The 13087-nt window shown below is 48.4% G+C and carries 13 protein-coding genes and 1 pseudogene; 9 read left to right on the top strand and 5 right to left on the bottom strand.

Going from position 1 to position 13087, the window contains the following annotated elements:
• The first annotated feature begins 3 nt into the window (after positions 1-3).
• Both P8S55_RS05220 and P8S55_RS05225 read left to right on the top strand, forming a co-directional pair.
• Positions 4-477 carry a hypothetical protein gene (locus tag P8S55_RS05220; protein WP_289225224.1) on the top strand — a complete coding sequence of 158 codons (474 nt, stop codon included), beginning with the start codon at positions 4-6 and terminating at the stop codon, positions 475-477.
• A 32-nt stretch (positions 478-509) separates the two neighbouring features.
• Positions 510-860: a DUF3392 family protein gene (locus tag P8S55_RS05225; RefSeq protein ID WP_289225225.1), complete on the top strand. Its 351-nt coding sequence runs from the start codon at positions 510-512 to the stop codon at positions 858-860.
• 54 nt (positions 861-914) lie between these two features.
• Here the strand turns inward: P8S55_RS05225 and P8S55_RS05230 are convergent, their stop codons facing one another.
• The 3 genes and pseudogenes from P8S55_RS05230 to waaA form a co-directional block, all read right to left on the bottom strand.
• The gene (locus P8S55_RS05230) at positions 915-1238 is read right to left on the bottom strand and encodes an ArsR/SmtB family transcription factor (RefSeq protein ID WP_289225226.1); all 324 of its coding nucleotides are present in this window, start codon (positions 1236-1238) and stop codon (positions 915-917) included.
• A gap of 326 nt (positions 1239-1564) precedes the next feature.
• A pseudogene (locus P8S55_RS05235) lies at positions 1565-2313 on the bottom strand (transposase).
• A 218-nt stretch (positions 2314-2531) separates the two neighbouring features.
• On the bottom strand, positions 2532-4580 hold the full coding sequence (gene waaA / locus P8S55_RS05240) for a lipid IV(A) 3-deoxy-D-manno-octulosonic acid transferase (RefSeq protein ID WP_289225227.1): 2049 nt from the start codon (positions 4578-4580) through the stop codon (positions 2532-2534).
• Between the two features lie 107 nt (positions 4581-4687).
• Between waaA and P8S55_RS05245 the strand changes: the two genes are divergently transcribed.
• The 7 genes from P8S55_RS05245 to P8S55_RS05275 are packed head-to-tail and all read left to right on the top strand — an operon-like array spanning position 4688 to position 12029.
• Positions 4688-5332, top strand: a complete 645-nt coding sequence (locus P8S55_RS05245; protein WP_289225228.1) for a D-sedoheptulose-7-phosphate isomerase — start codon at positions 4688-4690, stop codon at positions 5330-5332.
• A complete protein-coding gene (hldE, locus tag P8S55_RS05250) occupies positions 5329-6783 on the top strand; it encodes a bifunctional D-glycero-beta-D-manno-heptose-7-phosphate kinase/D-glycero-beta-D-manno-heptose 1-phosphate adenylyltransferase HldE (RefSeq protein WP_289225229.1) in 1455 nt (484 codons plus the stop codon). The genes P8S55_RS05245 and hldE overlap by 4 nt, the downstream gene beginning before the upstream one ends.
• A 2-nt stretch (positions 6784-6785) precedes the next feature.
• Positions 6786-7832 carry a glycosyltransferase family 9 protein gene (locus tag P8S55_RS05255; RefSeq protein WP_289225230.1) on the top strand — a complete coding sequence of 349 codons (1047 nt, stop codon included), beginning with the start codon at positions 6786-6788 and terminating at the stop codon, positions 7830-7832.
• A 5-nt stretch (positions 7833-7837) separates the two neighbouring features.
• Positions 7838-9088 (top strand): O-antigen ligase family protein, encoded by a 1251-nt coding sequence (locus P8S55_RS05260; RefSeq protein ID WP_289225231.1) that lies wholly within the window; start codon positions 7838-7840, stop codon positions 9086-9088.
• Entirely contained in the window at positions 9088-9879 is a 792-nt protein-coding gene (locus P8S55_RS05265) for a glycosyltransferase family 2 protein (RefSeq protein WP_289225232.1), read from the top strand. The genes P8S55_RS05260 and P8S55_RS05265 overlap by 1 nt, the downstream gene beginning before the upstream one ends.
• A complete protein-coding gene (locus P8S55_RS05270) occupies positions 9869-10927 on the top strand; it encodes a CDP-glycerol glycerophosphotransferase family protein (RefSeq protein WP_289225233.1) in 1059 nt (352 codons plus the stop codon). Before P8S55_RS05265 ends, P8S55_RS05270 begins: the two co-directional genes overlap by 11 nt.
• A gap of 16 nt (positions 10928-10943) precedes the next feature.
• Entirely contained in the window at positions 10944-12029 is a 1086-nt protein-coding gene (locus P8S55_RS05275) for a glycosyltransferase (RefSeq protein WP_289225234.1), read from the top strand.
• A 22-nt stretch (positions 12030-12051) separates the two neighbouring features.
• Here P8S55_RS05275 and P8S55_RS05280 read toward each other — a convergent pair whose 3' ends face one another.
• Together P8S55_RS05280 and P8S55_RS05285 are read right to left on the bottom strand one after the other, a co-directional pair.
• Positions 12052-12399, bottom strand: a complete 348-nt coding sequence (locus P8S55_RS05280; protein ID WP_289225235.1) for a putative quinol monooxygenase — start codon at positions 12397-12399, stop codon at positions 12052-12054.
• A gap of 79 nt (positions 12400-12478) precedes the next feature.
• Positions 12479-13087, bottom strand: coding sequence for a superoxide dismutase (locus P8S55_RS05285; protein WP_289225236.1), 609 nt, complete (start codon positions 13085-13087; stop codon positions 12479-12481).

Consider the following 13087-nt stretch of genomic DNA (forward strand, 5'->3'; position numbering starts at 1 on the left):
AAAATGCAATGGCTTGTTTTGCCGTTCCTGCTGTTTGCTAGCCTGGCAAGCCAAGCAAAAACGCCTCTGCCGCTAGAAGGCAGCTGGACTTGTCCATCGACGCTAGCGATTTCGATGCTGGGTCAGCCGATTGAGGTCACGCTCAACAGCCAAAACCTATTAACCCAACAAGGCCGTTTTGCCTCGCGTGGACAAGCCAGTGTTAACCTTGGTTTTATGCGCCCAACGGTCAACGCCCAAAGCCAAGGTCGTTGGCAGCGTGAGGGTGAGCACCTTATTCTAGAAGTCGAGCAGGTTACCTTCACCCCATCAGGTCAAGCAGCAGTGCAAATGCAATACGCGCTGATTTCGCAACTCGAAGCCTTATTGCCGCCGATGCCCCATCGTCAAAAAAACAAAATTTTGCTTGAAAATCTCGACCGTATTGTCATCGAAGACCCCCAGGGCCAGCGATACCAATGCAACCGACAACCTTAACGTAACACAAAAAAAGCCAAAAGGAGAGGGCTATGCAATGGAATGTATTAACCGACGCCTTAACACAAATTTCACTATTCATCACCGGCCTAATCCAGCCGCACCTCTACGCGATCAGCTTAGCCATGATGGCAACCCTGCTAGTGATTTACGGCGACTCCATGATCAGCCTGTTCAAACAGCAACTAGGCGGGCTAAACTTCCTTCTAAAAGTCACCCTGTTTATCCTGTTTTGCGCCTTCGGCTTCGCATTAATCACCCAATACCTCACCCCATTGCTAGTCGATTTATTCAACAAAGCCGACGAAACCTGGCTAGGTATTGCCGTGGTTGGCATATTCTACCTACTCGGATTCCTGGCCCAGCGTAAAGGCATTATCTAATCAAACAAACCACCGCCCTGCGCCAACGCCTGCCAAAAAACCGCATCCTCTTCCTTAACAAGAAGCACAATCCGACTGATTTAACTGCGCAAGATCCGCCTGCAACATCTCGATTTGATCCAAGCCAGCATCAACTAACAAAGCCTGCCCAGCAGCCGTCAAGCTATAATGCACCCATGTACCGTGTTTCTCGGTTTCCACCAGGCCTGCATCGCGCAAAATCGCCAAATGCCGCGAAGAAAAACTCTGCGCAAACGCCAAAACCCGCATCAACTCACACACACACAAACTATCCTGACGGCGCAAAAGATTCAAAATCCGCAACCGAGCCGGATGCCCCAGCGCCTTAAACTGATTCGCTTTAAACTCAAGCTCCATACCCAGTGCCTAGTTTTATGATTTAATGACTAAATTCTACCATGCTACCAAGGCCAAAAAACATAGCCTTTTAGGTAGCGTCGTCAAAGCCAAAATACTAACCAAATGGCCGAGAAGATTTTTAGCAAGAGTTATTTTCTAAATAATACATATGGCTGGGAACCTTGAAGAACCCTAACTTAAAACGCTATTTGCCCTAAAAACCAATTAACAGCGGGTTTTTTGCGTGAATTTAATTCTTTTTTGTACGTTTTGGTGTCTCTCCATGCCATTTTAGCGGCACCAAGATACACTTTGCCTGCCAGACGGCCTTGCACGGCTGGCTTTCAAGTCATGCTGTGGCACAACGCCATCATGGCCATTTTGAAGTTGGCGCGAGCCTGAATAATGGAGCGGATGCATTTGGCTCCCATGTGGGCGATGGAGGCAAAGCTGTGCTCTACGCGTGCACGCACCTTGGCGATACAGTTATTGCGTTTTTGTTGACCTGTGTAGCCACTGTCGGCATAGATGTCTTGACGGGTATTGGAATACAGCATCTTATCAAAGTGGTTGGTGTCATGGGGTTCGGCAGTATCAGGGTGATAGGCACGAATAAACTTGTGTTGGTTATCGACGTTCACTGTCAGCTTATAGCCAAAGGTGCTTTGACCATGTTTTTTGGCCAATGTTGCATCGAGGTCTTTTTGTTGACGTTTGGCCGCTGACCAGTCTGCGGGGGTGGCGGTTTTCGAACGTCCAAATAGTGGAGCGATCAGGCACCGTGAGTGCGTCGACTAAACCCCAAAAGCATTTATAACTCATTCGATCAAGTAGCTTGTATTCTATTTTTTCATCGGAGTGGTTGTACAGGTGCTAGAGAACCAATATCCGAACCATCACGTCAAGTAGATAAGGGGGCGACCGCCTTTCGCTTGGTCGCCATAGTCAATATAGGATGCTATCGACTGCGCTAAGGCATCGAAGTCAATATGCTGGGCAATCACTTGCATGGATGACCCAAATGATTGAGTTTATCTTGATGATGCACTTGGGCAAACAAGTCGGTTTTTAAGGCGGTACGTTTGGTTTTCACAACATATTCTGTCAAAATTTAAACGATGGAACTATTTTACCAGGCCTGGTTTTGGGCGGAGGTTATTCGAGATTCCCTATTGTTGTTAGGTGCGCTATGGATAGCGGTAAGAGGTGATAGTAGGCCTGCAAGGGTTAGTATAAGTAGTTTGCGTTTCATGGGGGTATTAACTTTAATTTATAAATGCATGAGTATCATAGAGATAGCACGCGCTGTTTTCAAGGGTAGGGGGGGGTAATTTTTTTGCGTTGTGTTTGGTAGCTTTGCTTTAGCGTTTGCCAGTTTTGGCTGGCGAAGTGGAATCTTGGGTTTTTGGCTAGTTCTTTGTCCAGTGAGCGTTTGAGGCGCGCTAGATTTTTTGCTTGCCAGTTTGCGGGTTGGCGACGTTCGCATTTGTCGAAGTCGATTAACCAGGTTTTTGTATTCTGTTGGCTGGGTGCGCAGACGTTAATGAGTATGTTGTGGCAGTTTAAGTCTGAGTGATATACGCCCGCTTGATGAAAGTGGGCGATCATTGCGCCTAGTTGTTGCCAGCCCTCGGGTTGGAGTGGTTGTTGGCTGAGGTGGGTGAAGAGGTCTTGGCTGTTGGGAATGACTTCGACCAAGATATCGGCACGATAGGTTAAGCCGGTGGCACGATAGCTGGCTCCACAGGCTCTGGGCACGGGTAGACCTTGGGCGCGCATCCAGGTTAGGAGTTTGAATTCTTGAAACGCTCGGCTGTGGATTGACGCTTGTTTTAAAAATTGGTCTTTAAGTATTTTAGCTATCAAGCCGCCTCGATAATAGTGGCGCAGAAGTAGAGTGTGTTGGTTGTGTGAAATAAACCAGGCCTGGTTGCGACCTTGAGAATAGCCGATTATGGCGTTGTGTTGTTTCCAGTAGTCGGGGTTGAAGGCCTCCAAGAGCGGGCCGTTTAGCTCGCTTATGTAGCGCTGGTCGGTGAGGATTTGGGCTTGCTTGGTGCAGGTCAGGGTTTGATGGCGCAGGTCTTCGCCTAGCTGTTGGCTGAGGTGGTGAAGGTGGGTTTGGGTTGCGCCCTTGTGCTGGTTGAAAAGTTGCTGCCCAACCAGGCCTGCTTGTTTGGCTTGGTTTGGGTGCTTAAGCCAGGTTTTCGCTTGCTGGGTCAGTTGGCTGAGGTTTTCGGTCCAGGCGAGGGCTTTTGTTTGGTCAAGTTGGTGGTAGAGGTCGGCAAAGTTAAAAATATGACGTCCTGACATAATCGGTTTGCCAAAAATCATGGCCTCGATTGGGTTGTGGCCACCGCGTTCGATGAGGCTGCCGCCAACAAACACCCAATCCGCGCTTTGATACCAGCGAACTAGGTCGCCCATGGTGTCGCCAAGCACAACTTGGGTGTTGGGGTTAAGGGTTTGCATTTGGCTAAAGCGTTGGTAGCTGAGTTTCGCGGTTTTGAGCGCTGAGGCGACCGGTTCAAAACGCTCGGGATGGCGCGGTACGAGCACAAGTAGGAGTTGTGGGTGTTGGGGGCTAAGTTGTTGAAAGGCTTGGATGAGTGTTTCATCTTCGCCTGCATGAGTGCTGCCTGCAACCCAAACTGTTCGGTTGTTAAGGGCGGTTTTGAGTTCGGTGTTAAGGGTCTGGCCGGGCAGGGTGGGGTCGATTTGCAAATCAAATTTTAGATTGCCAGCAACACCTGCGCTGTTGGCGAAGCCGAGCGCTTTAAAGCGGCGCAGGGTGGCAGGGTTTTGGGTGTAAAGGCCATCAAGGTTGTTGAGGATTAGGCTTGTAAACCAGTAGAAACGTCGGTAGGCACGGGCGGATTTTTTGGATAGCCGAGCATTGACTGCAAAGGTTTGAATGTTGGCTTTTCGACAGGCGATCAGTAGGTTGGGCCAGAGCTCGGTTTCCAGCAGCAGCAGGGCGCGGGGTTGTAGGCTTTTAAGCCAGCGGTTTACCGAGCCGGGGGTGTCAAGGGGTAGGTAGCAGTGGGTTACGCGGCCGGCAAAGAGTTTTTGAATTCTTTCTGAGCCGGTTGGTGTGGTGCAGGTAACAGTTATTGGGGTCGTGGGGTAACGAGCTAGTAGGCTGTTGATAAGGGGTTTGGCGGCCTCGACCTCGCCTACGGAGGCGCAGTGGACCACCAGGCCTGCTTGTGCTTTTAGGTAGCTAGTTTTGTTTAGGTGTCCAAAGCGCTCGCCCCAGCGTTGGCGGTAACGGCGATCTTTTCGGCTACGCAGGGCAAGTAGCAGTAAAATGACAGGTAAGGCTAGCCAGCTTAGCAGTGTATAGAGAAATGCGTTCAATGGAGCGAGCCTTTGCAATAAATTCGTCATCGCAGGATGTGTTATCCGTTATAATAAGCCACTATTCTAGCAACTTTATTTTTCTTCATTACTTAAAAAGCCAGGTTATGACTGCAATTTCCCAAAGTTTTTCTGATGCGCTTGCGCGTCATCTTGCCTTATTTAATAACGCTCAGCGTTATCAGCCTAGCGCGTTAAGTATGCTGGCGACCCTGATGGATACTTTAAAGCAGGGCGGCAAGGTGGTTTGGTGTGGTAATGGCGGGAGTGCAGCCGATAGCCAGCATTTAGCGGCGGAGTTTGTGGTGCGCTATAAGAATAATCGAGCGGGCTTGGCGTCCTTGGCGCTGACCACCGATACCTCGATTTTAACCGCTTGCGCGAATGATTTTGGGTTTGAGCAGGTGTTTGCCCGGCAGGTGTCGGCTTTAATGCGTCCGGAGGATGTGCTGGTGGCGTTAAGCACATCGGGGAAAAGTGAGAACGTGAATTTGGCAGTGGAGGCGGCTAAGCATCTGGGCGCGACCACCTTGGCGTTGAGCGGCGGCGGTGGGGGCCGGTTGGCGCAAATCGCCGATCAGGTTTTGTGTGTTGAAAGTAGCGAAACCGCACGCATTCAGGAGATGCATTTGTTTATTGGCCATTGGTGGTGCGAGGCGCTGGATGAGGCTTGTGAGTTGGGTGAGTTGGGTGAGTTGGGTGAGTTGGGTGAGTTGGGTGAGTTGGGTGAGTTAAAGGGGTCAGGGCGATGATGTTGAATTTCGATCTTTTGCAGCAGTTGTCGCGCGCTAAGATTTTGGTGGTGGGCGATGTGATGTTAGATCGCTATTATTATGGTGATACCCAGCGTATTTCGCCGGAAGCGCCGGTGCCGGTGGTGCATGTTAAGCGGATTGAGGATAGGGCGGGCGGTGCGGCGAATGTGGCGCGCAATATTGCACACTTGGATGGACAGGTGACGCTGCTGGGGATTGTTGGTGAGGATGCCGAGGGTGATAGCTTGCAGCGATTGTTAGCACAGGAGCATATTCAGTCGTCACTTTATCGTCAGGCGGCGCAACCGACGATTGCCAAAATGCGCGTGGTATCACGTCATCAGCAGGTGGTGCGTTTGGATATGGAGCAGCGGTTTTCGCCCGCCAGTGCACAACACCTCGCCCAGGTGTTTGCAGGCCTGGTGGCTGGGTTTGATTGGGTGGTTTTTAGTGATTATAACAAGGGGTCGTTGGCGCAAATCAGCAGGATGATTCAAACCGCTAAAGCCGCGGGTAGGCGTGTGTTGGTCGATCCCAAACAAGCTGATTTAAGCCTGTATGCCGGTGCGGATGTGATTACGCCGAATGTTAAGGAGTTTTTGGGTGCCGGTGGTGATATGGCATCCGAGGCGAGTATGGTGGCTTCGGCGCGAGCGTTGCTTGAGCAGGCGGGAATCGGTGCGATGTTGTTGACGCGCAGTGAGCAGGGGATGAGTTATATCACTGCAGCCACGCATTATCATGAGCCGGCACAGGTGCTGGAGGTGAGTGATGTGACCGGGGCGGGGGATACGGTGATTGCGAGTTTGGCGGTGATGTTGGCGGCTGGGTTTGATGCCGAGCAGGCGGTGGCCTTGGCGAACCTGTGCGCGGGTATTGTGGTCAGCAAGCTCGGTGCGGCGACGGTTTCGCCAGAGGAATTGGCGGCGAAATTGAATCAATATTTAAATGCTCAGGGTGACCGTTATCTTGCGCCGTTTGATGCGGTGTTGCAGCATATTGGGTTTGCGAAGCAAAATGGCGAGCGTATTGTGTTTACTAATGGTTGTTTTGATATTTTGCATGCGGGGCATGTGCGTTATTTGAATCAAGCGAAGGCTTTGGGCGATCGTTTGGTGGTGGGGCTAAATTCGGATGCGTCGGTCAGGCGTTTAAAGGGTGAAGCGCGGCCAATTAACAGTTTAGAGGATCGTGCTGCGGTATTAGCCGGGTTGGCTTGTGTGGATTGGGTGGTGCCGTTTGGTGATGAGTTTGATGAGCAGGATACGCCGCTAAGGTTAATTCAGCAGGTGTGTCCGGATGTGTTGGTCAAGGGCGGCGATTATTCAATTGATACCATTGTTGGCGCGGATTTTGTATTGGCGCAAGGCGGGGAGGTTAAGGTCTTGTCGTTTGTTGCAGGTAAATCCACCACGGGGATTATTAACAAGGCACGCGGGGAAGCTTGAGCATGACAAGCAGGCCTGCTCCTCAGTCGATTTGTGTTTTACGTTTGTCGGCGATTGGCGATGTGTGTAATGCGGTGGCGGCGGTGCAGGCGATTGCGCGACATTATCCTGGTGCCAAGTTAACTTGGGTTATTGGGCGGGTGGAGTATAGCTTGTTAAAAGGGCTGCCCGGTGTGCGTTTTGTGGTGTTTGATAAAAAACAGGGTTGGCGCGCCTATCGGCAGTTGAAAGCCGAGTTGGCGGGTGAAACCTTTGATTATTTATTGCATATGCAGGTGGCATTACGTGCCAATATCGCCAGTTTAATGATTAGAGCGCGTGTTAAGGTCGGATTTGATAAGGCGCGTGCAAAAGAGCTGCACAGTTTGTTTATGAGCGCATCAATCGCGCCGCGTGTGGGTGAGCATGTGTTAGATGGCTTTATGCAGTTTGCTGCGTTTTTAGGTGTGCCCAAGCAATCCCCTGTTTGGCAGATTCCGATTGCGCCTGATGACCAGGCCTGGGCGAGTGCGCGAATTGGTTTTTCAAGTAAGAATTTTGTTATTTGCCCGGCAGCGTCTAAAGCCGAGCGCAATTGGTTAGCGCCTCGTTATGCCGCCATCGGCGATTGGATGGCGGCTCAGGGTTATAAGGTGTTTATATGCGGGGCGAATACGGCGCTGGAACAGCAGTTGGCGGCTGACATTGAGCAGTATGCACAATGCAGTTTGGTTAACTTGGTGGGCAAAAGTAATCTAAAGCAGTTGTTAGCCTTGATTGCGCAGGCTGATTTGGTGCTTGCACCGGACACGGGGCCGGTGCATATGGCGAATGCCGTGGGCACGCCGGTGGTCGGTTTGTATGCGCATAGCAACCCTGCACGGACCGGGCCTTATTGTTATGGTGATTTGGTGGTTGAGGTTTATCAGCAGGCCATCGTTGAGCAAACCGCAAAACCCTTGACCTTGCAGAAATGGGGGGCGCGGGCAAAAGGTGAAGATTTAATGGCGCGGATTGAAGTGGAACAGGTTAAAGACAGCATCACGACTTTATTGGGCCGGGGTTGGTAGTCTTGTTGGCCGGTCGTTTTTTATTTAAGTCGAGTGATCTTGGTGTTGGGTATGCTTCGCTCGCTGTTTTTCTGTTTTGTGCTTTGGCGTTGGTTGTGCCTAGCGGTTATTCGTATGGCGCAGTGATGCTTTTTTTAGCTGGGTTGTTTTGGTTGTTTAGGGCGAGCAGTTGGCAAAGTCTGACACGTCAGGATTTGGTTGTTGTGTTGGCTCTAGCGCTTTATGGTTTGGTTTGGCTGTTAGAAGGCTGGGTGTTTGATTATGGAGTGCGTGGCTGGGATCAGCCTTTGCGGTTTTTTGCGGCTCTCATTGGGTTGTTGTTTTTGTTGAGGTTTGCGCCAAAGCCCTGTTTGTTTTGGTTGGGGGTGGTGGTTGGCAGTTTTTTGACCATGTTGCACAGTGTGTATATTCTTGTTTTATTAGATTTGACTCGTGTTGATTTAGGGTTTACTAATGCTATTCAATTTGGCAACATTGCTTTGTTGTTTGGTTTGATTTCTTTAGCCGGTTTGGGGTGGGCGTTTGAGCAAAAGAATAAGGCTGTTTGGGCTTTAGTGTTGGTGCTCGGGTTTGTGTTTGGGTTGCTTGCTTCTTTGCTCTCCGGAACCCGTGGAGGCTGGATTGCGATTCCGTTTGCTTTGTTGATTATTTGTCGTGGCTTATTCCCCTCTTTTCGTTGGCGTCATATTGCACTGGGTTCGGGTGTTTTGCTATTGGCGGGGTTTTTTGTTTATCTTCAACCGGCTTTAGGGGTTAAGGATAGGGTTGATTTAGCGGTGCAAGAGGTGGGGGCTTATTATCAGTCTGGCGAGGTGGCTACATCGGTTGGTGCGCGTCTAGAAATGTGGCGGGGTGCGTGGGTGATTGGGCAAGAAAATCCGCTTTATGGGGTTGGGAATCGTGGCTATCAGCAGCGCAAGCTCGAACTGATTGAGCAGGGTGAGCTGGATGGTTTTGTTGAGCAGTTTGACCATCCTCATAATGAGTATCTGGAACGGTTTGTTAAGTTTGGTGCAGTGGGTTTATTGGCCTTGTTGGTGCTTTATTTCCTGCCTTTACGGTTGTTTTTAGGCTTTTTTAATCATCCGCGCTCTTCCGTTCGGGCTTATGCTACGGCGGGCGCGGTGTTGTGTGTGTGTTATATCGACTTTAGTTTAACCCAGTCGTTTTTTGCGCATAACAGTGGGGTAATGGTCTATGCGTTTATGTTGGTTATAGTTTGGGCGATGCTGATGCATTCAGCAAGGAGCGTATAGTGGATAAGCAAACAATTTCGGTTTGCATTATTACCTTTAACGAGGCAGATCGAATTGAGCGGTGTTTACGTTCTGTTTCGCCGATCGCTGATGAAATTATTGTGTTTGATAGTGGCAGCACGGATGGTACGCTGGAGATTGTTCGGCGTTATACCGATAAGGTTTGGCAAACAGACTGGCCAGGATTTGGTGTCCAAAAACAACGTGCTTTGGAGCAGGCTTGCTTTGAGTGGGTTTTGTTTGTGGATGCGGATGAGGCTTTGGATGACACGGCACAACAGGCTTTGCTGGATTTTAAACAGCGCACCGAGGTGCTTGAGGTGGGGTTTAAAATTAAGTGGGGTGTGGTGCGCCATGCTAAGTTGTTACGCTTTGGACGCAGTGCGCGGTCGCCTTTACGTTTGGTTCGTCGAGAGGGGAGTTTTTATAGTCCGGATTTGGTGCATGAGAAGTTAAATCATCGCCCCGGAAAAATTGGCCGAATCAAGGGGTTGTTGTTGCATTATACCTGCCGTGATTATGGTCATGCCTTAGAAAAGTTAGCGAAGTATGCCTGGTTGGGAAGTCAAAAATATTTTTCTAAGGGTAAGCGAAATCGTAGTTTGTTGGTTGTGGTTTTACGAGCTTGGTGGACGTTTTTTTTGATTTATATTTTACGCGGCGGTTTTTTAGACGGCAGGATAGGGTTTATCGTGGCGGTGGACTATATGCAAACTAATTTTAATAAGCATGTCGGATTATGGCTGCTGAGTGCTCAAGCAGATACGAAGAGAAAAGATGATGTCGGCTAGAAGATATGTTTTTTTTGTTAATGCAGCTTACTGTTATGCTATTTTTAGGCCCTTGCAGGATGTTATTCTTCAAAAGGGCGGTGAGGTTGCTTGGTTTTTCTCACCAGAGGTCAGCCCTAAACTTAATTTGAATGAGGTTTTGTTGCCTTCAAATAAGCAGGCTATTGATTATGCGCCTGATGTGGTGTTTGTTGCGGGTGATTGGGTGCCTTATTATTTACCAGGTATTAAGGTTCAGGTTTTTCATGGTATTGCACGCAACAAGCGTGGCGCACAAACTGAGCAAACAAGTGATCATTACCGTATTCGGGGGTGGTTTGATTTGTATTGCACGCAAGCGGATGCGGATACGCAGGAGTTTAAGCGCTTAGCTCAGTATTATCAAACCTTTGCGGTAGCAAAAACGGGTTGGTCGAAGTTAGATAATCTTTTCAATGCGAAAAAAAAACAAAACCTAAAGCTGGACAATTCTTTATCAACGGTGTTTTTTGCTTCTACTTTTTCGCCTTCGATAACCGCCGCCCCCGTTTTATTTGAAGCGATAAACCAGCTTGTTGAAACTAATAAATGGCGTGTGTTCGTTACTTTGCATCCCAAAATGGCTCAAGATGTTGTGGTTAAATATCGTTCGATTAGATCAGAGTGTTATCAATATTTTTTTCCTGAAGATGATTTATATTTTGCCATGCAGCAAGCCGATATTATGCTGTGTGATACATCATCAATAATGTATGAATTTATGTTTTTAAATAAACCAGTTGTGACCTTTAAAACTCGAAATCCAGGGCCGCATCTCACTGATTTTGATGATCCAGAGCAACTAGAGTCAGCCTTACTTTCGACCCTAAAAAATGATCAGCAATCTCTTGATGCAGCTAAGATGTGTGATGAGTTGCATAGTTTTCGGGATGGGCTTTCAAGTGAGCGTATTGTTGATGCTATTGAGGAAGGCTTTGTTTTACAGACATTTGAAAATTTAAAACCTAAGCCATTAAACGTGCTTCGAAAGCTTAAAATTAGGCAGAAGATGAAGTACTGGTCATTTTAAGCAAAAGGAATAAAGCTTGAAAGTTTTATGTATAACAGATTGTCAGGATCGGCCTGAGACAGAGTTGTATATTTTATTAAATCAGCGGGTTGAGAAGTTGTTGGTAATGGCGAATCCGAATGGTCGTTTTTATCCCTTGTTATTGGCGCATGGGGTTGAGGTTCAGCCGATTCAAATTAAGTCGCGGTTTGATAGGCCAGCAACCGAATTGATTAGGCAGACCCTGATAATGAATTCGGTTGATATTGTTCATGCGTTTAATACGCGTGCGGTTGCATGTATGCTGCGGGCGGGTAAAAAGTCCAGTGCCAAGTTATTGGCATATCGTGGCGTTACCACAGGCGTAGGCTATTTGCGCCCGGAGTCTTGGCATACATTTCTCAGCCCACGTTTGGATGGGGTGATGTGTGTCGCGGAGGCAATTCGTCAGGCTTTGATAGGCACGCGGTTTTTAGGGTTTAAGTTCCCTGTCCATAAAGCGAAAACAATTCGTAAAGGCCATAACCCGCAGTGGTATGCGGGCGATGCGGTTTTGCCTGTCAGTTATGGGGTGCCAGAAGGTGCGTTAACCTTGTGTTGTATTGCGCGCAATAGTCTAAAAAAAGGGGTGTTGACCTTGGTCGAGGCTTTTGCGTTGCTGGATAAAGCGCTCAATGCGCATTTGGTGTTGGTAGGGTCGATTGACAAAAATACAGTTTTAAAGCAAAAAATTGAACAAGCAGGCCTGGTGGATCGGGTTCATTTTACCGGTTACCGTAATGATGCCATTCAGATAATTCGTGGGTGCGATGTGTTGGTGTCTGCTTCGCAGAGTGGTGAGGGCTTGCCGCGCGTTGCGATTGAAGCTATGTGTGTGGGTACGCCTGTGGTGGCTACCGATTCCGGAGGCACCCGTGAGGTGGTGTTGGATGGGCAAACGGGATTGTTAGTTAAGAAGGGTGCAGCGGCTGATTTGGCTCAGGCGGTCGCACGGGTTTTGGGCGATGCAGGTTTACGTAGTCGATTGTCGGTGCAGGGATTAAGGTTTGTGAGTACCGAGTTAACGCCTGAGCGTACCGCAGATGAAGTAATAGGGTGGTACCAGCAGCTTTTTGAGCATTAACCTAACTTGTTTGTTTCATTGCTTATATTTTGGGTTTGTCATAATTCTCTGGCTCGTCTGTATAGATACATACATTCCATTTTTCTACTAGGCCGTCTTCGGCTAGGCAGGTGGTTTGGAAGAAGTGTTGGATTTCTTGGCGCTGACAGTGGGCCTCGAAGCTGGTGAGGTCTTGCCAGATTTCTTGGAAAACGATCGGGAAACTGGTGCCTTGGGCAAAAGGGCTTTTCAATTGGCGGGTAACACGGTATTCGATACAGCCGTCTTCGCGCAAGGTATTGGGTTCTAGTGATTGCAGTATTTTGAATAACTCGGCTTCTTTTCCAGGTTTGGGTAAAAACTGTGCATTGCAATAAATTCTACTCGACATGAAATGATCCTGTTGATTAGTTTTAGATGTTAAAACAACCAGGCCTGGTTTTGTAACCAGGCCTGGTTGTCGATAAATATTATTTATTGGTTTGGTAAAGTTCAGCGACCTTGTTCCAGTCTACAATGTCCCACCACGCGTTAATATAGTCCGGACGACGGTTTTGATAACGTAGGTAGTAGGCATGTTCCCATACATCTAAACCAAGTATTGGTGAGCCTTTAACGTCAGCGACGTCCATTAGTGGGTTGTCCTGGTTGGGTGTCGAGGTGATTTGTAACTTACCTTCAGCATTAACGATTAACCAAGCCCAGCCTGAACCAAAGCGGGTTAAGCCTGCTTGGGCGAATTGTGCTTTGAAGTTATCAAAATCACCAAACGTATTTTTTATATCATCTGCAAGATCACCAGTTGGCGCACCCATGCTGTCAGGAGTCATTAGATTCCAAAAAAAACTGTGGTTCCAATGTCCGCCGCCGTTGTTTCTGACCGCAGGTGAAATGCTACCCGCATTATGAATTAAATCTAGAAGGTCTTTACCTTCATTATCCGTACCTGCAATTGCATTGTTTAGATTAGTGATGTAGGTATTGTGATGTTTGGTATGGTGGATTTCCATGGTTTGTGCATCAATTGCAGTTGCTAGTGCGTTGTAGTCATAGTTTAGATCGGGTAGTGTAAAGCTCAT

The organism is Thiomicrospira sp. R3 (assembly GCF_029581415.1).
Taxonomy (GTDB): Bacteria; Pseudomonadota; Gammaproteobacteria; order Thiomicrospirales; family Thiomicrospiraceae; genus Thiomicrospira.

Bases quoted from the DNA above. Each gene is read 5' to 3' on its own strand.
- P8S55_RS05220 (WP_289225224.1), top strand. From the start codon at position 4: ATGCAATGGCTTGTTTTGCCGTTCCTGCTGTTTGCTAGCCTGGCAAGC.
- P8S55_RS05225 (WP_289225225.1), top strand. From the start codon at position 510: ATGCAATGGAATGTATTAACCGACGCCTTAACACAAATTTCACTATTC.
- P8S55_RS05230 (WP_289225226.1), bottom strand. From the start codon at position 1,238: ATGGAGCTTGAGTTTAAAGCGAATCAGTTTAAGGCGCTGGGGCATCCG.
- P8S55_RS05245 (WP_289225228.1), top strand. From the start codon at position 4,688: ATGACTGCAATTTCCCAAAGTTTTTCTGATGCGCTTGCGCGTCATCTT.
- hldE (WP_289225229.1), top strand. From the start codon at position 5,329: ATGATGTTGAATTTCGATCTTTTGCAGCAGTTGTCGCGCGCTAAGATT.
- P8S55_RS05255 (WP_289225230.1), top strand. From the start codon at position 6,786: ATGACAAGCAGGCCTGCTCCTCAGTCGATTTGTGTTTTACGTTTGTCG.
- P8S55_RS05270 (WP_289225233.1), top strand. From the start codon at position 9,869: ATGTCGGCTAGAAGATATGTTTTTTTTGTTAATGCAGCTTACTGTTAT.
- P8S55_RS05280 (WP_289225235.1), bottom strand. From the start codon at position 12,399: ATGTCGAGTAGAATTTATTGCAATGCACAGTTTTTACCCAAACCTGGA.
- P8S55_RS05285 (WP_289225236.1), bottom strand. From the start codon at position 13,087: ATGAGCTTTACACTACCCGATCTAAACTATGACTACAACGCACTAGCA.